The following is a 26,767-nucleotide window of genomic DNA, read 5'->3' on the forward strand; positions in this document are numbered from 1 at the left end:
GCAATCATATGCACTCTTCCATTAGGGTTAGGGCATCCGCTATCAAGGGACTCACCCCATGCCCGCTTCTACCGCCCACGCTGCGCAGCTTTGCCTGGATGCGCTGAGCGCTGTCGAAAATACCCGCAGCTCGCCGCTGTACACCGTCATGAACATGGCCAATACCTTGGAGCTCAGCCGCCAGGCGTGGGTGATTCGGGGCCAATCGCGCAATCGACGCCTGGGCGGCTGGCCAACCTGGTTCGCTCGCAACACTTCGGAAAAACCCATGTTGTACCTGCACAGTGCGGCGTCTTCGGCGCAGTTGTGTGCGCTATCGGACGCCACGGCGCAGCGCGGCATCCTGTGCAACGACATCGAGAACCACCCCTCCCCCTGGCCCAAGGGGGCGCAGCCGTCCTTGCCACTGTGGCTGGCGACCAACCCACGCTGCACACCCTACGACCCGGCCTGCGGCGCAGAGGCCCGGGCGATTGTGCTGGCCGGGTTGCGCAGTTTGTACATGGACGGCCAGCCAGGGTTTTACTACCTGGCGCTGCACGATCATGAGCGCGCCATGCCACTGGCTGAATGGGACCGTGAAGCGGCGCTGAAGGGTATGTACCCGGTTCAGGGTGAACGCACCGCCGATGTTCGATTGCTGGGTGCGGGCAAGGCCCTGGAGGAAGTGATGCGCGCGGCGCAACTGTTGGAGCAGGACTGGAACGTGACTGCGCAGGTGTGGAGTTGCCCCAGCTATACGCGACTGACCCGCGAGGCGGCCGCCGCTGAGCGTTGGAATCGCCTGCACCCCACCGAGCCCAAGCGCGGTTGTCATGTGCGTGAATGCCTGGCGGGGAGTGATGCGCCGGTGATTGCTGTTACTGGCTATCCGCAGCCGATTGTTGATCAACTGGGCGGGTACGTGGATGCCAGTTTTGTCGCGCTGGGGTCGGCACCGAGTCGGTATTGGATTGTGGTAGTGGCGTTGCGGGCGTTGGTAGATAAAGGGTGTATCGATGCACAGCAACTGGAAACAGCAATGACCCGCTACCCACCGCCATGAATTGGAATGCAATCCAAAATGTGGGAGCGGCGGTGCGACGATTCGACTTGCTCGCTCCCACATTGGATCTCCACAGATCCTCAGGTTTTGCGGCGGCCGCGGGTCTGCACGCCCGCCTCCATGGCCATCCCCGCCGTGCGCTCCAACGCATCGGCAAACCCCTGGCGCTGCTCAGGCTCGATCTGCGACAAAAACAGCTCATGCACGGTGCTTTCGTAGATCTTCCACATCTTTTTACGCAATACCCGGCCAGCATCGGTGATGGAAGCGGATGCCCCACGACCATCGCCTTCGGAACGGGAGCGCACCACCAGGCCGTCTTTTTCCAGGCGGTCCACAAGCCGCGTGAGGTTGTAGCGTTCGATGGCCAGTACATCGGCCAATTCGTGCATGCGGCGCGTGCCCTCTGGGCCACTTTCCAGGCCCCATAGCGCGTCGTACCAGGCATACGGCGGCAAGTCCGCTTGCGCCAGGCGCCGCTCGATTTCACGGATGACCGTCCTGTGGGCCCTGACAAAACGGAACCAGACATCAGGCTCATTCGACGACATGCAACACCATCCGGGGAATTTCAAGAAGGTTGCAATAGTAGCTCATCCCGCGCTAGATTCGGCCATGTGATTGCAATTGCAACTACATTGACGGCACTCCCACAAGGAGCCCGCCACTTGAAATCCGCCTACCCTGGAGCCCCACATGTCCACGAATAACGCAGTCAAACGTGACGACGACCCACAGGAAACCCGCGAATGGCTGGAGTCCATCGAATCGGTGCTGTCCACCGAAGGCCGCCCGCGCGCTCACTACCTGATCGATCAGTTGCTGGATTTTGACGTTGCACGGCATGGCGACTTCTACGGGCGGGTCACCACTCCCTACGTCAATACCATCCCGGTGGACCGCCAACTGCCCTACCCCGGCAACCTGGCCATCGAGCGCCGCACCAATGCGTACATCCGCTGGAACGCCATGGCCATGGTCCTGCGCGCAGGTAAACACTCAGGTGTCGGTGGGCATATCGCTACCTACGCGTCAGCCGCCGTGCTGTATGACGTAGGCTTCGACCATTTCTTCCGTGGGCGTAGCGACAGCTTCGATGGCGACCTGGTGTACATCCAGGGCCACTCGTCCCCCGGCATCTACGGCCGTGCTTACCTCGAAGGCCGCATCAGCGAAGCGCAACTGGATAACTTCCGCCGCGAAGCCGGTGGTGAGGGGATTTCCTCCTACCCGCATCCGCGCTTGATGCCGGACTTCTGGCAATTTCCTACGGTGTCCATGGGGCTGGGCCCCATCACCGCCGCCTACCAAGCGCGTTTTATGCGTTACCTGGAATTTCGTGACCTCAAACAACACCAGGGTCGCAAGGTCTGGGCCTTCCTCGGTGATGGTGAAATGGACCAGCCGGAATCCCTGGCGGCCATCTCCCTGGCCGGGCGCGAGAAGCTCGACAACCTGATCTTCGTGGTCAACTGCAACCTGCAACGCCTGGACGGCCCGGTACGCGGCAATGCCAAGGTGATCCAGGAGTTCGAAAGCCTGTACCGGGCCGCCGGCTGGAATGTGATCAAGGTGATCTGGGGCGGCGGCTGGGATGCGCTGCTGGACAAAGACACCAGCGGCCTGCTGCGCCAGCGCATGATGGAATGCGTGGACGGCGACTATCAGAATTACAAGTCCCAGAACGGCGCCTACGTACGCGAACATTTCTTCGGTAAATACCCCGAGTTGCTGGCACTGGTTGCAGACATGTCCGACGACGATATCTGGAAACTCTCACGGGGCGGGCATGACCCGGACAAGGTCTACAACGCCTATGCCACCGCTGTGCGCCACGCCGGCCAACCCACCGTCATCCTGGCCAAGACCGTCAAGGGTTATGGCATGGGCGAGGCCGGCGAAGGCCAGAACATCAATCATCAGTTGAAGAAAATGGGCGCCGATGCCGTCAAAGCCTTCCGCGACCGCTTCGGCCTGGAAGTGGCTGACGAACAACTGGCCGAAATCCCCTACATCAAACCTGTGGCCGACAGTGAAGAAGCCCGCTATTTCGCTGCGCGCCGCCAAGCACTGGGCGGTTACGTGCCTGCGCGTCATAGCACGGTGGCGTCGTTGCACATCCCCGAACTCTCAGCCTTCAGCACCCAACTCAAAGACACCGGCGAGCGTTCGATCTCCACCACCATGGCCTTCGTGCGCATCCTTGGCACCCTGCTCAAGGACCCGCACCTGGGCAAGCTGATCGTACCTATCGTGCCGGACGAATCGCGCACCTTTGGCATGGAAAGCCTGTTCCGTCAGATCGGTATCCATTCGGCCGTCGGTCAACTCTATACCCCTCAAGACGCCGGGCAGTTGAGCTACTACAAGGAGAGCAAGGACGGACAGATCATGCAGGAAGGCCTGAACGAATCCGGCGCCATTTCTTCTTGGATCGCGGCGAGTACGTCCTACAGCAACCACGGCCTGATGACCGTGCCGTTCTATATCTTCTACTCGATGTTCGGCTTCCAGCGAGTGGGCGACCTGGCGTGGGCGGCGGGCGATGCACGGGCGCGTGGCTTCCTGCTGGGCGCCACGGCCGGGCGTACCACGTTGATGGGCGAAGGCTTGCAGCATGACGATGGCCACAGCCATATCCTGGCGTCGGTGATTCCATGCTGCGTGTCCTACGACCCGACGTTTTCCTACGAGCTGGCGGTGATTATTCGCGAGGGCATGCGGCGGATGTATGTCGAGCAGGAAGACATCTACTACTACATCACCCTGCTCAACGAAAACTACCCCCACCCGGCCATGCCCGAAGGCGTAGAGGAAGGGATTCTCAAAGGTATGTACCGGTTGAGCGCAAGCAAGCAGGCGCAGGTGCAATTGATGGGCAGCGGGTCGATCCTACGGGAAGTGATCGCCGCCGCCCAATTACTGGAAACAGACTTCGCCGTGCACAGCGATGTGTGGAGCGTGACCAGCCTTACCGAGCTGCGCCGCGACGGTCATGGGGTGGAACGCTGGAACCTGTTGCACCCGGAAAATGAGCCTCGCATCAGTTACGTGGAGCAGTGCCTGAATGGGCAAACCGGGCCGGTGGTAGTGGCCACTGACTACATGAAGCTATTTGCCGATCAGATCCGCCCCTTTGTGCCAGGCCGCCGGTTTGTCGCCTTAGGCACCGATGGCTTCGGGCAATCGGATACGCGAGAAACCTTGCGCGAGTTCTTTGAAGTGGACCGTCACTTCATCGCACTGGCAGCCTTGAAGGCACTGGCAGATGACGGCGTGATCAGCCGTGACAAGGTCGGCGAGGCCATCAGGCGCTACGGGATCAACGTCGACAAGACCGACCCCGCTGCGGTTTGATTTACTGGGCCGGTGTTGGCAGAGACGGGATCGCTTCTGTCGGCGCCGGCAGGTCCGGGTTGCTGGTTGCAGGCGCTGCGGCGGGCGCTTCCTGCGGGGCAATCGGCGCTGGCTCGGCAGGGGGTGCCACTGGTTCGGAAACCGCCGGTTCTTCCTTTGGTACCTCAACCTTCTCGGCAGCCGGTGCAGCTTTGGGCTCCGGTACGCCCAGGTCAGCCTTAGGCTGCTCGGGAATATGCTCGGCCTTCTTCACCTCCTGCGGCAGGAACACGTCCACCAGCGCAAAGTAACGCTCGTAGAACTTCGGCGCCGACACCGTCTCGCTCGCGACTTTCACCATCGAGTCATCGGTGGAGCCAATCGGCATCGACACCGAACCCAGCACACCCACCCCCAGGCTCGCAGAGTTGTTGACCTTCTTCAGCGCATAGCGATCCTGCAAGGCGTTGGCGAACATCGTCGAGTGGTTGGTGCCCTTGCCATCATCGGCACACACCACGTTGAAGCTGATCTGCAGATGGGTCTCGCCGGTCTGCTGGAAACTCTTGTTACCCACCACCAGCTTCGGATCGCTGCTGGTAATGATGTAGCCCTGGCTCAGCAGAGCACGTCGTGCGGCTTCACACGCAGCCACATCCGTCACCGGGTAATCCCGGGAAAACGTGCCGGAGTCGTCGAAATTCTCATGTTCATAGATAGCGGTCTTGGGTGACGAGCAGCCCGCGGCGCCCGCCAGCACCAGCGCCAGCCCGAGGCTACGCAAGTGAAATGATGTCGACATTGAAAATCCTGAGGAAAACGGTCCGGGCGGTATTGTGCAACAGAACGCGACCTTGGCGCGCGCATTCCTGTCGGTAAAACGTCACAGGATCACGCCGGGATAGACGTGGGAAAAAGCCCAGCGCACATATGATCAATAAACACGCGCAATTTGACCGAGCTGTGGCGACTTGATGGCCATAGCATCCAGAAACTGCCCCGGTGCTCCAGGTAATCATCCAGCACCCTTTGCAAACGCCCTTCGCTCACCGCCTGATTGACCATGTAGTCGGGCAGGCAAGCAATGCCCAGCCCCTCGTGCACCACATGGTTGAGGGATTCGATGGTGGTGCTGACCAAAGGCGTGCGCAAGGTCGGCTCCGCAGCACCGGGCGCCAGGCGCAATGGCCAAGGCTCCAGTTTGCCGGTGGCGCAGAATTTGTGGCGCAGGCAGGCGTGATCGCTCAAGTGCTCCGGTTGCTGCGGGGTACCGTGCTGGCTGAAATAGGCTGGGGCGCCCACCAGAACCAATTGGTAATGCCCCAAGTGACGGGCCATCAGGCGCGAATCTTCCGGCTTACCGGTGCGAATGACCGCATCGAAACCTTCCTCGATCACATCCACCATGCGGTCAGAAAAATCCACATCCAGCTCGATTTCGGGATAGGCGCGCATGAAGTCACTGAGCACCGGCATCAACAAACCACGCACTTGCGGCACGCTGATACGCAACTTGCCCCGAGGGGTTGCGCTGGCGTCGGTCAACTCGCGCTCAGCCGCTTCGACCTCCGCCAGGATGCGCCGCGAACGCTCCAAAAACAGTGCCCCCTCGGAGGTCAAGGTGATGCTGCGGGTGCTGCGGTGAAACAAACGCACCCCCAAGCGTTCTTCCATGCGTGCAATGCTTTTGCCCACCGCCGACGATGACACGCCCAAGACACGGCCCGCTGCGGTGAAGCTACGGGTCTCCGCGACCTGCACAAAAACCGAGAGGCTACCCAGACTGTCCATGATGCCCTCCTGCATTACGGACAACGGCGTCCGATAAGTTCGGAACCTTAGCCTGTTTTTCCGCTGATCACAGCCCCCTACCCTGCGTCCTTGCCCTTTGCATGGATACCGCATCATGACGTCACTTGTAAGCGCTCCCTCGGATAGGCTGCCTTTAGGCAGCTTGCTGGCACTGGCCTGCGCTGGCTTTATCACCATCCTGACCGAAGCCATGCCTGCTGGGCTTCTGCCCCAAATGGGCGAAGGCCTTCGCGTGTCGCCGGCCCTGGTCGGCCAACTGGTCACGCTCTACGCCCTGGGCTCACTGCTGGCAGCCATTCCCCTGACCTTGCTGACACGGGGCTGGCGCAGGCGGCCACTGTTGCTATTGGCCATTGGGGGCTTTGCGCTGGTCAACAGTGTGACCGCCGTATCCAGCCACTACGGTATTACGTTGACCGCGCGTTTCTTCGCCGGGGCATTCGCCGGGTTGCTATGGGCGCTGTTGGCCGGCTACGCCAGCCGGATGGTGGCGCCACACCTGCAAGGCCGGGCAATTGCGGTGGCCATGTTGGGTGCGCCACTGGCCCTGTCACTGGGTGTACCGGCAGGCACCTTCCTGGGCTCGGTGGTGGGCTGGCGCCTGAGTTTTGCAATCATGACCGGGCTGACGCTGGTGCTGCTGATGTGGGCGCGCTGGCAACTGCCGGACTTCGCTGGCCAACCCACCGAGAAGCGCTTGGGGCTGCGCCAAGTGCTGAGTTTGCCCGGTATTCGTCCGGTGCTGTGGGTGACCTTCACCTACGTACTGGCCCATAACATTTTGTACACCTACATTGCGCCGATGCTAGTGCCGGCGGGGATCGCCGCCGACATCGATAAGGTGCTGCTGCTGTTTGGCCTGGCAGCGCTGGTGAGCATCTGGCTGGTGGGCCTGCTGATCGACCGCTGGCTGCGCCTGTTAGTGCTGGTCAGTTGCGCGCTGTTCGGTTCACTCGCCCTCGCGTTAGCCGCCTGGATCAGCTCGCCGTGGGTGGTCTACATCGCCGTAGCGGTTTGGGGCCTGGCGTTCGGTGGGTTGCCGGCCCTGCTGCAAACGGCACTGGCGAAGGCCGCCGGGGACTCGGCAGATGCAGCACAGTCGATGCTTGTGACGGTGTGGAACCTGGGCATCGCCGGCGGCGGGCTGGTAGGCGGTTTATTACTGCAAAGCTGGGGGGTGATTGCGTTCCCGTGGGCAGTCGTGGTGTTGATGCTGCTGGCGCTGAGCAAGCGCCCATAAAAAAGCCCCCGGCCTTTTCAGACCGGGGGCTTTTTATTCAGACCATCATCAGTACTTCTTGATGTCAGCCTTGTTTTCCAACTGCTTGCGGTACGCCGCGAAGTCCTGCTGGCCCACACGGGAAGCGAGGAAGCGGCGGATTTGCGCCTTTTCTTCGTCCGTTGGGGCCGCCGCCTCGTTAACGCCGTTCAAGCGCACGATCACCAGGCTCCCGTCACGCAGGGTCACGGTGGTAAAGGTCGGCTTGTCCTTGGCCGCAGGCTTGGGCATGCGGAACAGGGCTTGCAGCACGGCCGGATCGATCGCTTCCTGGTTACGGGTAGCGGCTTCGGTCACTTTCCACGCCTGGCCGTCTACCGGCTGGTTCAGCGGGGTCTTGCCATCGCGCAGGCTGGCGATCAACTCGTCAGCATGAGCCTTGGCAGCCGCACTGGCGCGCTCCTTGGCCAACTGGGTGCGAATCGCCGCAGCGACGCTTTCCAGCGGCAGTTGTGCAGGCTTCAAGTGCTCTTTGGCACGCAGCACGATGATGGTTTCCGGGTCCAGCTCGATGGCGGAACTGTTGGCACCTTCATCCAGCACTTCGGGGCTGAACGCAGCGGTGACCACGGCACGGTTGGCCGCAACACCTTCACCACCTTCACGGCCAAATGGCGCGGAGGTGTGCACGGTCAACTTCAGGTCAGACGCCGGCTGAGCCAGGTCAGAGGCTTCAAATGCCGCATCTTCCAATTGCTTGGTCGCTTCGACATAACGCTGCTCCACCTGTTGGGTCTTGAGCTCGCGGGTCAGCTTGTCTTTCAGGCTGGCAAACGTCGGCACTTCAGGTGCTTCAACGCCCAACAGCTTGATCAAGTGCCAACCGAAGGTGCTGCGTACCGGCGCCGAAACCTGGTCCTTGTTCAAGGCGTACAGGGCGGTTTCGAAGTCAGGGTCGTACACGCCAGGACCGGCGAAGCCGAGGTCGCCGCCGTTGTTGGCCGAACCTGGGTCCTGGGAGAACTCCTTGGCCAGGGCCTCGAACTTCTCGCCCTTGGCCAGGCGCGCCTGGATCTCTTCGATCTTGGCCTTGGCCTGGGCGTCGGTGACCTTGTCGTTGACTTCAATCAGGATGTGCGCCGCACGACGCTGTTCGGCGAGGTTGGCGGTTTCTTTCTGATAGGCAGCTTGCAGCTCTTCGTCCTTGACACTGACCTGGTCGAAGAAAGAGGACTTCTTCAGTTCCAGGTAATCAATGACAACGCGGTCCGGCGTCATGAACTCTTTGGCGTGCTGGTCGTAGTAAGCCTTGACCTCATCGTCGGTGAGCTTCACCGCAGCAGCGTCTGCCTTGATGTTGACGGTGGCGAAATCGCGGGTCTGCTTTTCCAGGCGAGCGAAGGCCAGCACTTCGGCGTCGGTGACAAAACCGCTGCCGGCAATACCTGCGCGAACCTGGCCGATGAGCATTTCCTGGGTCATCATTTGACGGAACTGCATACGGCTGTAGCCCAGCTGACGAATCACCTGGTCAAAGCGTTCGGCATTGAACTTGCCATCCACCTGGAATTCCGGTGTCTGCAGGATCACCTGGTCCAGCGCTGCTTCAGAGAAGCCAAACTTGGAATCGGCAGCGCCTTGCAGCAGCAGCTTGCGATCGATCAGGCCCTTGAGGGCCGCTTCGCGCAGCAGTTTTTCGTCCAGCAGGGAGGCGTCGAAATCCTTGCCCAGCTGTTGCATCAACTGGCGACGTTGCATGTCGACGGCCTGGCTCAGTTCGGTCTGGGTGATTTCTTCACCGTTGACCTTGGCCACGTCCTGCTTGTTGTTACCCGAAGCCTGGAAAATGGCTTCGATACCGGTGAACGCCATCAATGCGACGATGATCCCGATAATGGTCTTGGCAATCCAGCCTTGTGAATTGTCCCTGATATTTTGCAGCATGCGTCCCCCAGAAACGGTTGAACTTCAAAAATAGGCAACCGTGGAGCGTGGGTAGAGTACGGATATAAGAAAGGCGCATCCTAGGATGCGCCTTCTCGCAACTGGCGGAGCGGACGGGGGCTTCGATTTCTCCCCCCAGCTTGGCGACCCGATGAATACGTGGGTCCCTTACCGCTCCGCTGCCAGGTCGAACCTGCGTTCGACCCGGGTAGGTCAAGGCTTGATCGAAGCTTAGTTAACAGCTTCTTTCAGGGCTTTACCGGCTTTGAAACCTGGTTTCTTGGCAGCCGCGATATTCAGTGCTGCGCCAGTCTGTGGGTTACGGCCAGTGCGAGCTGGGCGGTCAGTCACAGAGAAAGTACCGAAGCCTACCAGTACTACGGAGTCGCCGGCCTTCAGAGCGCCAGTGACGGATTCGATTACTGCATCCAGCGCACGGCCAGCAGCAGCTTTCGGGATATCAGCGGATGCAGCGATAGCATCAATCAGTTCCGACTTGTTCACTCTAAGTCCCCTTATATATCTATTGAGTATGATTCTAAGTTTTTTGGTGAAAGCAAAAACCAGTGCTGAATGGCCTACAGACACTTAAGAGCCGCTTTATAACAAGGGCTCTAAAAAGCTGTCAAGGAAGCCCCCAGGCTTAATCGCATTAATGCGTGCTAATTCTTTCCTTGGAATCAGACTCACGTTTTTCGTCCTTTGCAACTATCTCCGGAGCCACATCCGGCAAGGGCTCCGGCGCGTATTGCAGCGCAATTTGCAGGACCTCGTCAATCCATTTAACGGGTTTAATCTGCAGATCTTGCTTGATGTTGTCAGGAATTTCCTTCAAGTCGCGAACATTCTCTTCAGGAATGATCACGGTCTTGATACCACCGCGGTGTGCGGCAAGCAATTTCTCTTTCAAACCACCAATCGCCAATACCTGGCCGCGCAAGGTGATTTCACCGGTCATTGCCACATCGGCACGCACCGGGATGCCGGTCAGTGCCGACACCAGCGCCGTGCACATGCCTACGCCAGCGCTAGGGCCATCTTTGGGGGTGGCCCCTTCAGGCATGTGGATGTGAGTGTCGTGCTTCTCGTGGAAGTCCAGGGGGATCCCCAGGCTCTTGGCGCGGCTGCGCACCACGGTCTGCGCGGCGGTGATGGATTCGACCATCACATCACCGAGGGAGCCGGTCTTGATCAGTTGGCCTTTGCCTGGGATCACCGCAGCTTCGATGGTCAGCAACTCGCCACCCACCTGGGTCCATGCCAGGCCAGTCACCTGCCCTACCTGGTCCTGTTGCTCAGCCAGGCCATAACGGAATTTACGCACGCCAAGGAAGTGTTCCAGGGAGTCCGCAGTCACCTTCACCGAGAAGCGTTTTTCCAGCGCATGTTCCTTGACCGCCTTGCGGCAAATCTTCGCGATCTGGCGCTCCAGGCCCCGTACACCGGCCTCGCGAGTGTAGTAGCGCACGATGTCACGGATCGCCTCGACCTCAAATTCGATCTCGCCTTTCTTCAGGCCATTGGCCGAAGTCTGCTTGGGCGCGAGGTATTTGACGGCGATATTGATCTTCTCGTCTTCGGTGTAACCCGGCAGACGAATCACCTCCATCCGGTCCAGCAATGCTGGTGGAATGTTCATGGAGTTGGAGGTGCAGAGGAACATTACGTCGGACAGGTCGTAGTCGACTTCCAGGTAATGGTCGTTGAAATTGTGGTTCTGCTCCGGGTCGAGCACTTCCAGCAACGCCGATGCAGGATCGCCGCGCATGTCGCTGCCCATTTTGTCGATTTCATCAAGCAGGAACAGCGGGTTGCGTACGCCCACTTTTGTCATCTTTTGAATCAATCTTCCTGGCATCGAACCGATATAAGTCCGGCGATGACCACGGATTTCCGCTTCATCACGCACGCCACCAAGGGCCATGCGCACGAATTTACGGTTGGTTGCGTTGGCAATGGACTCGGCCAAGGAGGTTTTACCCACACCTGGCGGGCCAACCAGGCACAACACAGGGCCACGAATTTTCTTCACGCGCTTTTGCACGGCGAGGTATTCGAGGATGCGTTCTTTGACTTCTTCGAGGCCATAGTGGTCGGCGTCGAGGATGTCTTCAGCACGAGCCAGGTCCAGGCGCACTTTGGTCTGGGCCTTCCACGGCACCTGCACCAGCCAATCAATATAGGAACGAACCACGGTGGCTTCGGCCGACATTGGCGACATTTGCTTGAGCTTGTTCAGCTCGGCGGTGGCTTTGGTCAGGGCGTCTTTTGGCAGGCCAGCGGCATCGATACGCTTTTTCAGCTCTTCGATTTCGTTGTGGCCTTCCTCGCTGTCACCGAGCTCTTTCTGAATGGCCTTCATCTGCTCATTCAAGTAGTACTCGCGCTGACTGCGCTCCATTTGTTTCTTCACACGACCGCGAATGCGCTTCTCAACCTGCAACAGGTCGATTTCGGCATCCAGCAGCGCCAGCACATGCTCAACACGGGCCGACAAGTCGATGATTTCGAGAATGTCCTGCTTCTGTTCGATCTTCAGCGCCATGTGCGCGGCCATGGTGTCTACCAGGCGGCTTGGCTCATCGATGCTGTTGAGGGACGACAGGACTTCAGCCGGGACTTTCTTGCCCAGTTGTACATACTGCTCGAACTGCGAGAGCAAGCTGCGCACGAAGACTTCGGATTCACGCTCAGGGGCTTCGACTTCGTCGATCAACGCCACTTCGGCGCGCAGGTGGCCGTCCACCTCCATGAAACGCTCGACGGCACCGCGCTGCTCACCCTCTACCAACACCTTGACGGTGCCATCGGGCAGCTTGAGCAGTTGCAGGACAGTGGCAATGGTACCAACGCGATACAGGGCGTCTTCGCCTGGATCATCATCAGCAGGATTTCTCTGGGCCAACAGCAGGATTTGCTTGTCGCCCGTCATCGCAGCCTCGAGGGCTTCGATAGACTTCTCGCGCCCCACGAACAGCGGGATAACCATGTGCGGATAGACGACGACATCACGCAACGGCAGGAGAGGCAATTCGATGGTGGTCTTCATGATTTCGCCTCTATGACAGATGAAAAATAAGCTTGAAACCAAGATGGGGGCTGCATGCAAAAAAAACAAGCTTATTGCCAGCAGTTAAACGCAGGAAAGGTCTTACGGCAAAAAACACCGCAAAAACAAAGGGGCCCCTGGAGGCCCCTTGTTTGTACCGACACTGCACAACGCTTACGCGTCTGGCGCAGCCTTGGCAGCTTTGGCCGCCGGCTCACTGTTTTCGTAGATAAACAGCGGCTTGGACTTACCTTCTATAACGCTTTCGTCGATCACCACTTTACTCACCTCAGACTGCGAGGGAATTTCGTACATGGTGTCGAGCAACACGCCTTCGAGGATCGAGCGCAGGCCACGCGCACCGGTCTTGCGCTCCAGTGCCCGCTTGGCCACTGCTTTGAGTGCATCGGTACGGAACTCGAGGTCTACACCTTCCATTTCGAACAGCTTGGCGTATTGCTTGGTCAGGGCGTTTTTCGGCTCGGTGAGGATCTGAATCAGAGCAGCCTCATCCAACTCGTCCAACGTTGCCAGGACCGGCAGACGGCCGACAAATTCCGGGATCAGACCGAACTTGACCAGATCGTCAGGCTCGACTTCACGCAGGGACTCGCCCACCTTCTTGCCTTCTTCCTTGCTGCGCACTTCTGCACTGAAACCGATACCGCCACGGGTGGAACGCTGCTGGATAACTTTTTCCAACCCCGAGAATGCACCGCCACAGATGAACAGGATGTTGCGCGTATCAACCTGAAGGAATTCCTGCTGCGGGTGCTTGCGGCCGCCTTGTGGCGGTACGGAAGCAACCGTGCCTTCGATCAGTTTCAACAGGGCTTGCTGCACGCCTTCACCGGAAACGTCCCGGGTGATCGACGGGTTGTCGGACTTGCGCGAGATCTTGTCGATTTCGTCGATGTAGACAATACCCATCTGGGCCTTCTCTACGTCGTAGTCACACTTTTGCAGCAGTTTCTGAATGATGTTCTCGACGTCCTCGCCTACGTAGCCAGCCTCGGTGAGGGTGGTGGCGTCGGCGATGGTGAACGGAACGTTCAGCAGGCGAGCGAGGGTTTCTGCAAGCAGGGTCTTACCCGAGCCTGTAGGACCGATCAGCAAGATGTTGCTCTTGCCGAGCTCGACTTCGTCGCCTTTCTTGTCACGCTGGTTCAAGCGCTTGTAGTGGTTGTATACCGCTACGGCCAGAACCTTCTTTGCACGTTCTTGACCAATGACGTACTGGTCAAGGATGCCGCTGATTTCTTTAGGCGAAGGCAATTTATGCGCACTGCTCTCGGCCTGGGCTTCCTGCACCTCCTCACGGATGATGTCATTGCACAGGTCGACGCACTCGTCGCAGATAAAGACCGAGGGGCCGGCAATCAACTTGCGTACTTCATGCTGGCTTTTGCCACAGAAGGAGCAATAGAGCAGCTTGCCGTTGTCCTCGCCGTTGCGGGTGTCAGTCATTCGTTCGATCCAAATCCGATAGGCTTGCAACACAAGATGAAGGCTTATGCGGGCTTTTTCAAGCCCGCAGGTGGTCGGGCATGCCGACCAGCCTTATTTTGAGTGGCTTATATTAAGCTGGGCGACGGTCAATCACTTTATCGATCAGGCCATAGGCCTGTGCGGCTTCGGCGCTCATGAAGTTGTCGCGATTGGTGTCGCGCTCGATTTCTTCCAGGGTACGCCCGCTGTGCTTGGCCATCAGCGAGTTGAGGCGCTCACGGATAAACAGGATTTCCTTGGCGTGGATCTCGATGTCCGACGCCTGGCCCTGGAAACCGCCCAGTGGCTGGTGAATCATCACGCGGGAGTTCGGCAGGCAGAAACGCTTGCCCTCGGCACCAGCGGTCAACAGGAACGCGCCCATGCTGCAGGCTTGACCGATACAGGTGGTCGATACGTTCGGCTTGATGAACTGCATGGTGTCGTAGATCGACATGCCCGCTGTCACCGAACCGCCTGGGGAGTTGATGTAGAGATGGATGTCCTTGTCCGGGTTTTCCGCTTCAAGGAACAGCAGTTGCGCACAGATCAGGTTGGCCATGTAGTCCTCTACGGGGCCCACCAGAAAGATCACTCGCTCCTTGAGCAGGCGCGAGTAGATGTCGTAGGCGCGTTCGCCACGAGCGGACTGCTCGACAACCATCGGGACCAGGCCGCCAGCGGCCTGGATATCAGAGTTCTGCTGAATATAGGAATTACGGAACATGCTCTGCAGTTACTCCCAAATAGTCATGTCTTGAAAACGCATAAGCCAGCGCGAGGCTGGCTTATGGTTGTATTTCCAACGAGTTGGACAATCAGTCGGCTTGTGCTGCTTCCGCCGGTTTGACTGCTTCTTCGTAAGAGACCGCTTTATCGGTCACCTTAGCCTTCTGCAGAACAGTATCCACAACTTGTTCTTCCAGCACAACCGAACGTACTTCGTTCAGTTGCTGGTCGTTCTTGTAGTACCAAGCTACGACCTGCTCAGGCTCCTGGTAGGCCGAAGCCATTTCCTGGATCATTTCGCGAACGCGGTCTTCGTCAGGCTTGAGGTCGAACTGCTTGACCACTTCAGCCACGATCAGGCCCAGCACGACGCGGCGCTTGGCTTGCTCTTCGAACAGCTCGGCCGGCAGTTGGTCAGGCTTGATGTTGCCACCAAACTGCTGAACAGCTTGTACGCGCAGACGGTCTACTTCGTTGGACAGCAGGGCCTTAGGCACTTCGATCGGGTTGGCAGCCAGCAGGCCGTCCATTACCTGGTTCTTGACCTTGGACTTGATGGCCTGGCGCAGCTCACGCTCCATGTTCTTGCGAACTTCGGTGCGGAAACCTTCGATACCGGTTTCCTTGATACCGAATTGAGCGAAGAACTCTTCGTTCAGCTCTGGCAGCTTAGGCTCGGAGACACTGTTGACGGTCACGGTGAACTCGGCGGTTTTGCCAGCCAGGTCCAGGTTTTGGTAGTCAGCAGGGAAAGTCAGGTTCAGAACACGCTCTTCGCCGGCTTTAGCGCCAACCAGGCCGTCTTCGAAACCAGGGATCATGCGATTGGAACCCAGCACCAGCTGAGTACCCGTGGCGGAGCCGCCAGCGAAAACTTCGCCGTCAACCTTGCCAACGAAGTCGATGTTCAGTTGGTCTTCGTTCTGGGCAGCACGATCGACCACTTCGAAACGGGTGTTCTGCTTGCGCAGGATTTCCAGCATGTTGTCCAGGTCCGAATCAGCCACTTCGGCGCTCAGACGCTCGATCTCGATACCTTCGAAACCGGCAACTTCAAATTCAGGGAACACTTCGAATACGGCAACGTATTCCAGGTCCTTGCCCGCTTCCAGGGACTTAGGCTCGATCGAAGGCGAGCCAGCCGGGTTCAGCTTTTGCTCGACAACGGCTTCGTAGAAGGAAGCCTGGATCACGTCACCTACCGCCTCCTGACGTGCATCAGCACCAAAACGGCGCTTGATTTCGCTCATCGGCACTTTGCCTGGACGGAAACCAGCGATCTTGGCCTTCTGGGCAGTCTGCTGCAGACGCTTGTTGACCGCAGTCTCGATACGCTCAGCCGGCACGGTGATGCTCAGGCGGCGCTCAAGAGCAGTAGTATTTTCAACAGAAACTTGCATGGATATTCCTCGTTGCACAGACGTTAGCCGGCCATTTCCGACCCCAATCAAGGGCATGCATTCTAGTGGGTCAAACTCAAGAAGTCACCCTACTGGAAATACGCCCGAAAACAGCCGGCAATTTATCGGTACGAAGGCACTGAAGTACCTCGCCCCGGTGACAAATACAGACAATCACGCCAGGGCTCTGCGTCGCCCCTTCTATATATAGAAGAGGTCGTCATCCATCTCCCTGACGGCCCACCCTGCTAACAGAGGGAGCGGGCAGCGCAGCATCATCGAGACACACAAATACGATGAAACGCCCTGCCGTTGCGACCCACAACCTGCAGCCGCTGGATATTCGAACCGCTAAAACCAAAAAAGGCGCCAGACTGTTAAATCTGGCGCCTTTCGAATATGGGGTGGACGAAGGGGATCGAACCCTCGACAACGGGAGTCACAATCCCGTGCTCTACCAACTGAGCTACGCCCACCATATTGCATTAACAAAGAACTCGAACATCTTCTTTGTTGAACCTCACCTTACCTGACGGTAGGGCGACGCCTTGAAATTGGTGCGGATGAAGAGACTCGAACTCTTACGCCTCGCGGCGCTGGAACCTAAATCCAGTGTGTCTACCAATTCCACCACATCCGCGCTTGAAGCTCTTAAAGCAAAGGCGCCAGACGATTAATCTGGCGCCTTTTCAGAATATGGGGTGGACGAAGGGGATCGAACCCTCGACAACGGGAGTCACAATCCCGTGCTCTACCAACTGAGCTACGCCCACCATATAGCGCTACTTGTGCCAAAGCTGCCTAATGGCGCACCCGGCAGGACTCGAACCTGCGACCATCCGCTTAGAAGGCGGATGCTCTATCCAGCTGAGCTACGGGCGCCTTATTAATCTGTATTCTATTAGGACTACAAACTAAGTGCTTCCAGCCTTGCAGAACAACCATCTATTCTGCTCGACCTTCTTAACCAGTGCTAGGCTGTGCCCGACAAGTGCGACGAATAGTATAGAGGGCCTTGAAACCCGTCAAATCTTTTTTGAAAAAAATTCATTTTATTTAAGGGGTTAGGGCAATTTGCAGACCAAGCGCCTTTGCCCTCACGCCATGGCATGCGAGAATGCGCGCACTTTTCTTCCCCCTCTCGATGGTTAATCACGCGTAATGACTGCACAACTTATCGACGGCAAATCAATCGCCGCCAGCCTGCGCCAGCAGATCGCCAAACGAGTCACCGAGCGCAGCCAGCAAGGCCTGCGCACGCCTGGCCTCGCGGTGATCCTGGTCGGCAGCGATCCTGCCTCTCAGGTTTATGTCTCGCACAAGCGTAAAGACTGTGAAGAGGTCGGCTTTATTTCCAAGGCCTACGACCTGCCTGCGCAGACCAGCCAACAGGCCCTCACCGACCTGATCGACGGCCTCAACGACGACGCAGGCATCGACGGCATCCTGCTGCAACTGCCACTGCCCGAGCACCTGGACGCGTCCAAACTGCTGGAGCGCATCCGCCCGGACAAAGACGTCGACGGTTTCCACCCTTATAACGTCGGTCGCCTGGCCCAACGTATCCCGCTACTGCGCCCCTGCACCCCCAAAGGCATCATGACCCTGCTGGAAAGCACCGGCGTCGACCTGTACGGCCTGGATGCCGTGGTTGTCGGCGCGTCCAACATCGTCGGTCGTCCGATGGCCATGGAACTGCTGCTGGCCGGCTGCACCGTCACCGTCACCCACCGCTTCACCAAGGACCTCGCCGGCCACGTTGGCCGTGCCGACCTGGTTGTGGTCGCCGCCGGCAAGCCGGGGCTGGTCAAGGGTGAGTGGATCAAGGAAGGCGCCATCGTCATCGACGTGGGCATCAACCGCCAGGAAGACGGCAAGCTGGTGGGCGACGTAGTGTACGAAACCGCCCTGCCCCGTGCTGGTTGGATCACACCGGTACCGGGTGGCGTCGGCCCGATGACCCGCGCCTGCCTGCTGGAAAACACGCTGTACGCCGCAGAAACCTTGCACGACTAATAACTCGCCGTGCTGAAAAAGCCCTGCCTTATCGCAGGGCTTTTTATTGCGCGCCATAAACTGATTTTTTCTTAGTTTTTAAGCACTTTCGTCCGGTTCTCGAAGAACATTCGACAGTTTCTGATCCATACTCCTAAAATGTAACGGCATTTGTCATATAACCCGTTCCCCAACGGTATTTCCTTACTTTTTAGCGAGTTCATCCGCGTGAAAATTCGTCTCTCTCTCGTCAGCCTATTGTTTGCATTTACAGGCACCTTCGCGCACGCCGCCGAGACCACCCAGGCCCCGCGTGACACCTCCAAGCTGCAAATCGCTTCCGGCAGCGCCATGCTGGTAGACCTGCAGACCAACAAAGTCATCTATTCCAGCAACCCGGACGTGGTGGTGCCCATCGCCTCCGTAAGCAAGCTGATGACCGGCTTGGTGGTGCTGGAAGCCAAGCAGAATATGGACGAATACATCGACATCAACATCAAGGACACGCCGGAAATGAAAGGCGTGTTTTCCCGCGTGAAAATCGGCAGCGAAATGCCGCGCAAAGAGATGCTGCTGATCGCCCTGATGTCCTCGGAAAACCGTGCCGCCGCGAGCCTCGCCCACCACTATCCAGGCGGCTACCCGGCGTTTATCGCGGCGATGAACGCCAAGGCCAAGGCGTTGGGCATGACCAGCACCCACTATGTTGAGCCCACCGGCTTGTCGATCCACAACGTGTCCACCGCCCGTGACCTGAGCAAGCTGCTCGCCGCCGCGCGTCACTACCCGATGCTGAGCCAGTTGAGCACTACCAAGGAAAAGACCGTGTCGTTCCGCAAGCCCAACTACACCCTGGGCTTCTCCAACACCGACCACCTGATCAACCGTGCCAACTGGGATATCAAGCTGACCAAGACCGGTTTCACCAACCAGGCCGGGCACTGCCTGGTGCTGGTGACCAGTATGGGTAACCGTCCGGTTTCCCTGGTGATCCTGGACGCGTTTGGCAAATTCACCCACTTTGCCGATGCGGGCCGGATTCGTAATTGGGTCGAGACAGGCAAGAGTGGGTCAGTGCCGGATGTGGCGTTGCGCTACAAGGCCGATAAAAACCTGAAGAATCGCCCGAACGCGGCAGAAGTGCGTCGCTAACACCGCAATACCTAATGTGGGAGGGGACTTGCTCCCGATAGCGGTATATCAGTGGCAGATGCACTGACTGACACACCGCTATCGGGGGCAAGCCCCCTCCCACATGGGCGCTTGGGTGTTCTTTTCTATTTGGTTTCAGCCAACACTTTAAGCGCCTGCGCAGCCGCCCGCTCCTGCCCGGCCTGAGCCGTTGCATTCGCCGCCTCCCGCCAACGCTGCGCATCCACATTCGCCGGCAACTGGCTCGGCCGCTGAGTGAGGATTGCCCAACTCCCGGCGCTTTTCCATTTAGATTCAAAATCGCTGAAGCTCATCAACAACCGTCGGTCCATGCCCGAGCGCAGCAGCACGGTGCTCTTCTGCTGGTTGAACCCCACCACGACCACATAGTGCGCGTCAGAGAACATCCCGCCACCGATACGCGCCATCACCGGATACCCCGCCGCCACCTGCGCCAGCACTGCCGTGAGCTTGGCATCCAACGGGTACACCATCAGCCCGTACTCACGCGCCAGCACCTGCATGTTGCGCTCCAGGTTCGCTTCGCCGCCGGGCAAATGCAGTGGCTTATCCAACAGGCCCGGTGTCATGACAATGCCTTGTTGCGACAGCATGCTGGCTAAGGCCGTAGGGCCGCTCTGATAGGCCTCGCTGCGAAACGTCGGTACGCCGTTGAGCTCGACACGCTCCGGCAAGCCCGGCAGCTTCGACGGCGCAGAGGAACAGGCTGCAAGGCCCAGGGCGCACGCCAGCAACACGGAATTTGGAAGGTTTGACCGTAACCGCAATTTTTTACTCTCTTGATCAACTGCCGGTAAGGGCCCTGATCATAGGACGCTCTGCCACGCGGGTATAGCCTCAAGCGTCAGTAAAGCGTCCGGCATAGAGCAAAGAAGTTGGACAGACACGACCATTGGTCAATAGCGGGCAACCGCCAGGTGACTAGACTGTCCATTGAAAAGACTGTGTGTGCCCCGTACGGGGCGAAAGGAGGCCCGAATGAGCCTTGCAACAACGATTTTCATGTTGATCTGCGGTTGGCTGGCGGTTGCCGGCGCCATGTTGTGGGGGGTGTTGCGCATAGCCCGCCGGCACCATCACCCCCACGTCGTCAAACCCGCCAAACCCCACAAGGCGGCGGTACATCACGCCTAGCCAGGCATGCAATTGAAGTCCTCGGTCGCCGCAACCTCCTTGCCGTGGCCATCCTTGAGGGAGGCGCGCACGGTGGTGCCCAGGCTCGATTCCACCAGGGTGTAGTGCTCGCCCGCCCTGAAGTGCTTGTATTCGACCCGACCTTGGCAGTCCTGCTGGTTGTCGTCGCCGGGTTCCTCTTCAAACAACGTCACATCCAAGCGATGATCCCCAGGGCTTACTTCAAAGAAGCGCCCGTCATTCACGCGTTTGCCGTCCACGCGTTCGGCCATCAGGTCGTTCGGCGCTTCTTCTTTCAAACCAATCCACGCTTCGCTCGGGTCCGCTTTCGGGATCGGGCCGGCGCACGCCGACAACAACAGCACAGCACCGAGGGCAGGAATCAACAATAAGGGCTTGAGTGACATGGCAGGGCTCCAAAGAAAGACGATGTGTCCGATGGGTGACAAGCTTGAGGAGGGGGCCCGTGTAGAACAAATGAATACATATGAAACGATCTTAAGCTCCAACCTAAATGTTCCTTCACCTGGCTGAAAGGCGCGTGTTAGGTGGGTCGGGCAAGACTGCCGGGGTTTGCAATCCTGCTCCCCTGGAGGTTCACGCATGCTCGGGCTGGTAAAGACCGCACTGCAAAAGCCGTACACGTTTATCGTGTTGGCCATATTCATCTGCATCATCGGGCCGATGGCGGCCCTGCGAACCCCCACGGATGTGTTTCCCGATATCGGCATTCCCGTGGTCGCCGTGGTCTGGCAGTACAACGGCCTGTCGCCGGATGCCATGGCCGGTCGGGTGATCTACACCTACGAACGCTCCCTGAGCACCACCGTCAACGACATCGAACATATCGAATCGCAATCGCTGCCCGGCATGGGCATCGTCAAGATCTTCTTCCAGCCCGGCGTGGATATTCGCACCGCCAACGCCCAGGTGACGGCCGTTTCACAAACCGTGCTCAAGCAGATGCCGCCCGGCATCACGCCGCCGCTGATCCTCAACTACAGCGCCTCCACGGTGCCGATCCTGCAGATGGCGTTCTCCAGCCCCAGCCTCTCGGAAGCCAAAATCCGCGACTTGGTGCAGAACAATATCCGCCTGCCCCTCAGCGCCCTGCCCGGCCTGGCCATGCCGACGCCCATGGGCGGCAAGCAACGCCAGATCACCCTCGACCTTGACCCCCAGGCGCTGGCCGCCAAAGGCCTGTCGGCGCAGGACGTGGGCAACGCCCTGGCGCTGCAGAACCAGATTATCCCGGTGGGCACCGCCAAGCTCGGCCCCAACGAATACACCATCCTGCTCAACAACAGCCCCAAGGCCATCGATGAGCTCAACGACCTGCCGATCAAGACCGTCGACGGCGCGCTGATCACCATCGGCCAAGTGGCCCACGTACGTGACGGCTCGCCGCCGCAAACCAACATCGTGCGCGTTGACGGCCACCGCGCCGTGCTGATGCCGGCGCTCAAGAACGGCAGCATCTCCACCCTGTCGATCATCGACGGTATCCGCCAGATGCTGCCGCGTATCAACGAGACCCTGCCGCCGTCGCTCAAGACGTCGCTGCTGGGTGATGCATCGGTGTTCGTCAAGCAGTCGGTGGGCAGCGTGGCCCAGGAAGGCATCATCGCCGCGCTGCTGACCAGTGCGATGATCCTGCTGTTTCTCGGCAGTTGGCGCTCCACGATCATCATTGCTGCCTCGATTCCCCTGGCGGTGCTGTCGGCGATTGCGCTGTTGGCGGTCAGCGGGCAAACCCTCAACGTCATGACCCTCGGCGGGCTGGCGTTGGCCGTGGGTATCCTGGTGGACGACGCCACGGTGACCATCGAGAACATCAACTGGCACCTGGAGCAAGGCAAGTCGGTAAAGACCGCGATCCTCGACGGCGCCGCGCAAATCGTCGGTCCGGCGTTCGTATCGCTGCTGTGTATCTGCATCGTGTTCGTGCCGATGTTCTTGTTGCAAGGCATCGCCGGCTACCTGTTCCGGCCGATGGCCCTGGCGGTGATCTTTGCCATGGCCAGTTCGTTCATCCTGTCGCGCACCCTGGTGCCGACCCTGGCGATGTTCCTGCTCAAGCCCCACACCCCGGAGCAAGGCGCGGGGCATCATCCGGAAGATGCATTCATCAACCACCACGAGGGCGAGCAACACCAAAAGCCGCGCAATGCCCTGCTGCAAGGGGTGCTGAATTTCCAGCAAGGGTTCGAGCGCCACTTCTCGAACATCCGCGATACCTACCACGGGTTGCTGACCCTGGCGCTGGCCAATCGCAAGCGCTTTATCGTTGGCTTCCTGGCCTGCGTACTCGCATCCTTCCTGTTGCTGCCCAGCCTGGGCCAGGATTTCTTCCCCGCCACCGATGCCGGCGCCCTAGCGCTGCATGTGCGCCTGCCGTTGGGCACGCGTATCGAGGAAAGCGCCGCCGCCTTCGACCGCATCGAGCAGCGGATCCGCGAAGTGATCCCCGCCGCCGAACTGGACACCATCGTCGACAACATCGGCATCCCCCTCAGCGGTATCGACATGGCCTACAGCAGCAGCGGCACCATCGGCCCGCAGGATGGCGACATCCAGGTCACCCTGAAAAAGGACCACGCCCCTACCGCCGACTACGTGAAAAAGCTGCGTGAAGCCCTGCCGCAAAGCTTCCCCGGCAGCCACTTCGCCTTCCTCCCGGCAGACATCAGCAGCCAGATCCTCAACTTCGGCGCCCCGGCCCCGCTGGACGTGAAAATTTCCGGGCGCAGCGATGAGGAAAACCGAGCCTATGCGGTGGAACTTGAGCGTCGCTTGCAGCACGTACCGGGCATCGCCGACCTGCGGATCCAGCAGTCCACCGGCTACCCGTCGCTGCAAGTCAACGTCGACCGCCTGCGCGCCAACGGCCTGGGCATCACCGAACGCGACGTGACCAACAGCATGGTCGCCTCCCTGGCCGGCAGCTCGCAGACCGCCCCGACCTTCTGGCTCAACCCTGCCAACGGTGTGTCGTACTCCATTGTGGCTGCCACGCCGCAATACCGCCTCGACAGCTTGCCGTCACTGGAAGCCCTGCCGGTTACCGGTGCGGACGGCCAGTCACAAATCCTCGGTGGCGTGGCAAGCATTTCCCGTGTGCAAAGCCCGGCCGTGGTGACCCACTACAACATCGAACCCACCCTGGACCTGTACGCCAACGTACAAGGCCGCGACCTGGGCGGCGTGGCGCGCGACGTGCAAAAAGTGCTGGATGACACCGCGTCCATGCGCCCCAAAGGCGCAACCATCAGCCTGCACGGGCAGATCGACGCACTGCACGAAGCCTTCAGCGGCCTGAGCCTGGGCTTGCTCGGTGCGGTGGTGCTGATCTACCTGCTGATCGTGGTCAACTTCCAGTCCTGGGCCGACCCGTTCGTGATCATCACCGCCCTGCCAGCGGCGCTGGCAGGCATCGTGTGGATGCTGTTCCTGAGCGGCACTTCGTTATCGGTGCCCGCATTGACCGGGGCCATTTTGTGCATGGGCGTGGCCACCGCCAACTCGATCCTGGTGGTGAGCTTCTGCCGTGAGCGCCTGGCCGAACATGGCGATGCCCTCAAGGCCGCCATGGAAGCTGGCTATACGCGCTTCCGCCCGGTGTGCATGACCGCCTTGGCGATGATCATCGGCATGTTGCCGCTGGCCCTGTCCGAAGAACAAAACGCCCCCCTCGGCCGGGCGGTGATTGGTGGGCTGATCTTCGCCACCATCGCCACCCTGTTGTTTGTACCCGTGGTTTTCAGCCTGGTCCACGGGCGTCACCCTACTCGCGCTGTTGCAGGAGAAACCCCACATGTCGTCTGATCACAAACCCTCGCGCAAGCGTCTGATGCTCATGGGTGTCGGCGGCCTGACACTGGCTGCGCTGTTGGTCGCCAACGGCCTGCATGCCCGTACATTGCACGAACAATCGGTCACCGCCTGGACGCAAACCGCAGCCATCCCCCAAGTGATGGTGTTCCAACCGCAACAAAACGCCGCCGGCGACACCCTGCGCTTGCCGGCCCACCTGGAAGCCTGGAGCAAGGCGCCGATCCATGCCCGGGTCAGCGGCTACCTGAAGGACTGGAAAGCCGATATCGGTGCACAGGTCAAAGCCGGGCAAATCCTGGCCGAAATCGACAGCCCCGACCTCGACCAGCAACTGGCGCAGACCCATGCGCGCCTGGTGCAGGAGCAAGCCAATGCGCGCCTGGCCGAAACCACCGCTACGCGCTGGCAAAACCTGCTGGCCAGCCATTCGGTGTCGCGCCAGGAGGCGGATGAAAAAACCTCCAACGCCGTTGCAGCCAAGGCCAACGCCGAAGCTGCCGCTGCGGACTACGCACGCCTGTCGGCGCTGGCAAGCTACAAGACCATTCGCGCGCCGTTCGCTGGCACCATCACCGCGCGTAACACCGATATCGGCCAGTTGATCAAGGCCGATACCGACAGCGACCCCGAGCTGTTCAACATTGCCGACACCCACCAACTGCGCCTGTACGTACCGGTGCCGCAGAACTACGCGGCCGTTATCCACCCAGGCCTTGAGGCCCAGTTGACGGTGCCCGAGCACCCCGGCGAACACTTCAAGGCGCGCCTGATCGGCGACTCCACCGCCATCGACCGCCGCTCCGGCACCTTGCTGGCGCAGTTCGTCGCCGATAACCCCAAAGGCGAATTGCTGCCCGGCGATTACGCCGAGGCAACCTTCGCGATTCCGGCGGACACCCACGGTGTGAGCATCCCGGCCAGTGCGCTGATCTTCCGCGCCCAAGGCACTCAGGTGGCGGTATTGGACGCGCAGAATCATGTGCACCTGCAAGCCATCCATATCGGCCTGGACCTTGGCGAACGCCTGGTGATCGACCAGGGCCTGAAACCCGCCGACCGTGTCGTCGACAACCCGCCCGACGCCTTGCGCGAGGGTGACCCGGTGCAACTGGCCGACGCCTCCGGAGGTGCGCATGCGCCCAAGGCTTAACTCCATAGCCGCCTTGATGCTGCTGGCGTTGCAAGGTTGCTCCATGGCGCCGACCTACAAGGTGCCAAGCGTGGACTTGCCAGCCGGTTATCGTGAACAGACCAGCGACGGTCCATGGCACAGCGCGCAACCGTCCGATCAACTGGCGCCTCAATGGTGGACGCTCTACAACGATTCGCGCCTGAGCGGCCTGCAACAGCAACTGCTCAAGGCCAACCCGGACCTGGCGGCGGCGCTGGCGCACTTCGATGCGTCCCAGGCGTATGCCAGCCAATTGCATGCCGGGCTGTTCCCCCAGATCACCGCCAGCGCGCAACCCCTGCGCCAACGCCAGTCAGACTCAAGACCCCTGCGCGGTGATACACAGCCTTCGGTCTACAACAGTAATACCGCCGGTTTTTCGTTGAGCTACGACCTGGACCTGTGGGGCAAAATCCGCAACCAGGTGGCGGCTGGCGATGCCCAGGCACAGGCCTCTGGCGATGACCTGGCGGTGGCGCGCCTGAGCCTGCAGCATCAGTTGGCGACCTTGTACGTGCAGCTCAATGGGCTGGATGCCCAGGCGCGGATACTCAACAGCTCGCTGGAGGATTTCAGCCAGGCGCTGCAACTGACCCGCAGCCGATATGAAGGGCAGATCGCTTCAGAGCTGGACCTGACCCGAGCGCAAAACCAACTGGCTGAAGCCAAGGCGCAGCTGGATGAGGTCCGTGGGCAACGCAACCTAACCGAGCATGCCATTGGTGAACTGGTAGGCGTCGCGGCGAGTGACTTTTCATTGCCTGCAAGCCAACAGTTGCTCGCCCTGCCGGGTATTCCTGCGCAACTGCCCAGCCACCTGCTGCAACGTCGACCGGACATCGCCGCAGCAGAGCGCCGGGTGTTCGCCGCCAACGCCAATATCGGCGTGGCCAAGGCCGCGTGGTACCCGGACTTCAGCCTGACCGGATTGATTGGCGGGCAGACCCAGGGCGTCGGCAACCTGCTCTCGGCGGGCAATCGCTATTGGGCGCTGGGGCCACTGGTCAACCTGCCAATCTTCGACGGCGGCCGCTTGAGCGCCAATGAACGCCAGGCCAAGGCCGAGTTCGAAGAAGCCTCGGCGCAGTATCGCAGCCAGGTGCTCAAAGCCATCCGCGAAGTGGAAGACAACCTGGGGCAACTGCGGGATTTGCAGCAAGAAGCCCAAGATGAACAAGCGGCGGCAGATGCGGCGCAGCACACCCAAGCCCTGGCGATGAACAGCTACCAGGCCGGGGCGGTGAGCTACCTGGATGTGGTGACCGCGCAGACGGCGGCATTGCAGGCACAGCGGACGTTGCAGGCGGTGCAAACGCGACAACTGCAAGCCAGCGTCGGCCTGATCACCGCCTTAGGTGGCGGCTGGCAAGGGCGGGCCCATTAAAACTGCTGCGACTGACACACCGCCATCGGGAGCAAGCCCCCTCCCACATGGGTT

20 protein-coding genes and 4 tRNA genes are annotated in these 26,767 nt (G+C 59.7%); 9 read left to right on the forward strand and 15 right to left on the reverse strand.

Annotation, left to right across the window (positions count from 1 at the left end; all coding sequences use genetic code 11):
- Positions 1 to 58: 58 nt before the first annotated feature.
- Positions 59 to 1,045, forward strand: coding sequence for a transketolase-like TK C-terminal-containing protein (locus DYL59_RS09330; protein ID WP_135288921.1), 987 nt, complete (start codon positions 59 to 61; stop codon positions 1,043 to 1,045).
- Between the two features lie 80 nt (positions 1,046 to 1,125).
- Here DYL59_RS09330 and DYL59_RS09335 read toward each other — a convergent pair whose 3' ends face one another.
- On the reverse strand, positions 1,126 to 1,596 hold the full coding sequence (locus DYL59_RS09335) for a MarR family winged helix-turn-helix transcriptional regulator (protein WP_135288922.1): 471 nt from the start codon (positions 1,594 to 1,596) through the stop codon (positions 1,126 to 1,128).
- Between the two features lie 145 nt (positions 1,597 to 1,741).
- Between DYL59_RS09335 and aceE the strand changes: the two genes are divergently transcribed.
- On the forward strand, positions 1,742 to 4,402 hold the full coding sequence (aceE, locus tag DYL59_RS09340) for a pyruvate dehydrogenase (acetyl-transferring), homodimeric type (protein WP_135288923.1): 2,661 nt from the start codon (positions 1,742 to 1,744) through the stop codon (positions 4,400 to 4,402).
- A gap of 1 nt (position 4,403) precedes the next feature.
- Here the strand turns inward: aceE and DYL59_RS09345 are convergent, their stop codons facing one another.
- Together DYL59_RS09345 and DYL59_RS09350 are read right to left on the reverse strand one after the other, a co-directional pair.
- The gene (locus DYL59_RS09345; RefSeq protein ID WP_135288924.1) at positions 4,404 to 5,183 is read right to left on the reverse strand and encodes a DUF2242 domain-containing protein; all 780 of its coding nucleotides are present in this window, start codon (positions 5,181 to 5,183) and stop codon (positions 4,404 to 4,406) included.
- Between the two features lie 89 nt (positions 5,184 to 5,272).
- Positions 5,273 to 6,172 carry a LysR family transcriptional regulator gene (locus tag DYL59_RS09350; RefSeq protein WP_135288925.1) on the reverse strand — a complete coding sequence of 300 codons (900 nt, stop codon included), beginning with the start codon at positions 6,170 to 6,172 and terminating at the stop codon, positions 5,273 to 5,275.
- 115 nt (positions 6,173 to 6,287) lie between these two features.
- On the opposite strand from DYL59_RS09350, the gene DYL59_RS09355 reads away from it, so the two are divergent.
- Entirely contained in the window at positions 6,288 to 7,433 is a 1,146-nt protein-coding gene (locus tag DYL59_RS09355) for an MFS transporter (protein ID WP_135288926.1), read from the forward strand.
- A gap of 48 nt (positions 7,434 to 7,481) precedes the next feature.
- Here the strand turns inward: DYL59_RS09355 and DYL59_RS09360 are convergent, their stop codons facing one another.
- The 10 genes from DYL59_RS09360 to DYL59_RS09405 all read right to left on the reverse strand — a co-directional run bounded on the left by DYL59_RS09360 (position 7,482) and on the right by DYL59_RS09405 (position 16,904).
- Complete coding sequence (locus tag DYL59_RS09360) at positions 7,482 to 9,356, reverse strand: SurA N-terminal domain-containing protein (protein WP_135288927.1); 1,875 nt, start codon at positions 9,354 to 9,356, stop codon at positions 7,482 to 7,484.
- 231 nt (positions 9,357 to 9,587) lie between these two features.
- Positions 9,588 to 9,875: an HU family DNA-binding protein gene (locus DYL59_RS09365; protein ID WP_475513842.1), complete on the reverse strand. Its 288-nt coding sequence runs from the start codon at positions 9,873 to 9,875 to the stop codon at positions 9,588 to 9,590.
- Positions 9,876 to 10,008: 133 nt separating this feature from the next.
- Positions 10,009 to 12,405 (reverse strand): endopeptidase La, encoded by a 2,397-nt coding sequence (lon, locus tag DYL59_RS09370; protein ID WP_135288929.1) that lies wholly within the window; start codon positions 12,403 to 12,405, stop codon positions 10,009 to 10,011.
- A gap of 174 nt (positions 12,406 to 12,579) precedes the next feature.
- Positions 12,580 to 13,872 (reverse strand): ATP-dependent Clp protease ATP-binding subunit ClpX, encoded by a 1,293-nt coding sequence (clpX, locus tag DYL59_RS09375; RefSeq protein ID WP_135288930.1) that lies wholly within the window; start codon positions 13,870 to 13,872, stop codon positions 12,580 to 12,582.
- A 112-nt stretch (positions 13,873 to 13,984) separates the two neighbouring features.
- Entirely contained in the window at positions 13,985 to 14,620 is a 636-nt protein-coding gene (gene clpP, locus DYL59_RS09380) for an ATP-dependent Clp endopeptidase proteolytic subunit ClpP (protein ID WP_105522686.1), read from the reverse strand.
- Between the two features lie 91 nt (positions 14,621 to 14,711).
- Positions 14,712 to 16,022, reverse strand: a complete 1,311-nt coding sequence (gene tig / locus DYL59_RS09385) for a trigger factor (protein ID WP_135288931.1) — start codon at positions 16,020 to 16,022, stop codon at positions 14,712 to 14,714.
- Between the two features lie 400 nt (positions 16,023 to 16,422).
- A tRNA-His gene (locus DYL59_RS09390) sits at positions 16,423 to 16,498 on the reverse strand.
- 79 nt (positions 16,499 to 16,577) lie between these two features.
- Positions 16,578 to 16,662 (reverse strand) — tRNA-Leu (locus DYL59_RS09395).
- 57 nt (positions 16,663 to 16,719) lie between these two features.
- Positions 16,720 to 16,795, reverse strand: a tRNA-His gene (locus tag DYL59_RS09400).
- Positions 16,796 to 16,827: 32 nt separating this feature from the next.
- Positions 16,828 to 16,904 (reverse strand) — tRNA-Arg (locus DYL59_RS09405).
- A gap of 279 nt (positions 16,905 to 17,183) precedes the next feature.
- On the opposite strand from DYL59_RS09405, the gene folD reads away from it, so the two are divergent.
- Complete coding sequence (gene folD / locus DYL59_RS09410; RefSeq protein WP_135288932.1) at positions 17,184 to 18,038, forward strand: bifunctional methylenetetrahydrofolate dehydrogenase/methenyltetrahydrofolate cyclohydrolase FolD; 855 nt, start codon at positions 17,184 to 17,186, stop codon at positions 18,036 to 18,038.
- A 207-nt stretch (positions 18,039 to 18,245) separates the two neighbouring features.
- Entirely contained in the window at positions 18,246 to 19,169 is a 924-nt protein-coding gene (gene pbpG, locus DYL59_RS09415) for a D-alanyl-D-alanine endopeptidase (protein WP_135288933.1), read from the forward strand.
- Between the two features lie 125 nt (positions 19,170 to 19,294).
- On the opposite strand, the gene DYL59_RS09420 is transcribed toward pbpG, so the two are convergent.
- On the reverse strand, positions 19,295 to 19,957 hold the full coding sequence (locus DYL59_RS09420; RefSeq protein ID WP_135288934.1) for a C39 family peptidase: 663 nt from the start codon (positions 19,955 to 19,957) through the stop codon (positions 19,295 to 19,297).
- 211 nt (positions 19,958 to 20,168) lie between these two features.
- Here DYL59_RS09420 and DYL59_RS31365 point away from each other — a divergent pair, with 211 nt between their 5' ends.
- On the forward strand, positions 20,169 to 20,324 hold the full coding sequence (locus DYL59_RS31365; RefSeq protein WP_167496671.1) for a hypothetical protein: 156 nt from the start codon (positions 20,169 to 20,171) through the stop codon (positions 20,322 to 20,324).
- Here the strand turns inward: DYL59_RS31365 and DYL59_RS09425 are convergent.
- Positions 20,321 to 20,731 (reverse strand): PA0061/PA0062 family lipoprotein, encoded by a 411-nt coding sequence (locus DYL59_RS09425; RefSeq protein WP_135288935.1) that lies wholly within the window; start codon positions 20,729 to 20,731, stop codon positions 20,321 to 20,323. The two genes, DYL59_RS31365 and DYL59_RS09425, sit on opposite strands and share 4 nt — an antisense overlap.
- Positions 20,732 to 20,927: 196 nt before the next feature.
- On the opposite strand from DYL59_RS09425, the gene DYL59_RS09430 reads away from it, so the two are divergent.
- The 3 genes from DYL59_RS09430 to DYL59_RS09440 are packed head-to-tail and all read left to right on the forward strand — an operon-like array spanning position 20,928 to position 26,713.
- Positions 20,928 to 24,149, forward strand: coding sequence for an efflux RND transporter permease subunit (locus DYL59_RS09430; protein ID WP_135288936.1), 3,222 nt, complete (start codon positions 20,928 to 20,930; stop codon positions 24,147 to 24,149).
- Positions 24,139 to 25,308: an efflux RND transporter periplasmic adaptor subunit gene (locus DYL59_RS09435; protein WP_135288937.1), complete on the forward strand. Its 1,170-nt coding sequence runs from the start codon at positions 24,139 to 24,141 to the stop codon at positions 25,306 to 25,308. The genes DYL59_RS09430 and DYL59_RS09435 overlap by 11 nt, the downstream gene beginning before the upstream one ends.
- Positions 25,292 to 26,713, forward strand: a complete 1,422-nt coding sequence (locus DYL59_RS09440; protein ID WP_135288938.1) for an efflux transporter outer membrane subunit — start codon at positions 25,292 to 25,294, stop codon at positions 26,711 to 26,713. Before DYL59_RS09435 ends, DYL59_RS09440 begins: the two co-directional genes overlap by 17 nt.
- Positions 26,714 to 26,767 lie beyond the last annotated feature (54 nt).

It is taken from the genome of Pseudomonas kairouanensis, assembly GCF_004682055.1.
Taxonomy (GTDB): domain Bacteria; phylum Pseudomonadota; class Gammaproteobacteria; order Pseudomonadales; family Pseudomonadaceae; genus Aquipseudomonas; species Aquipseudomonas kairouanensis.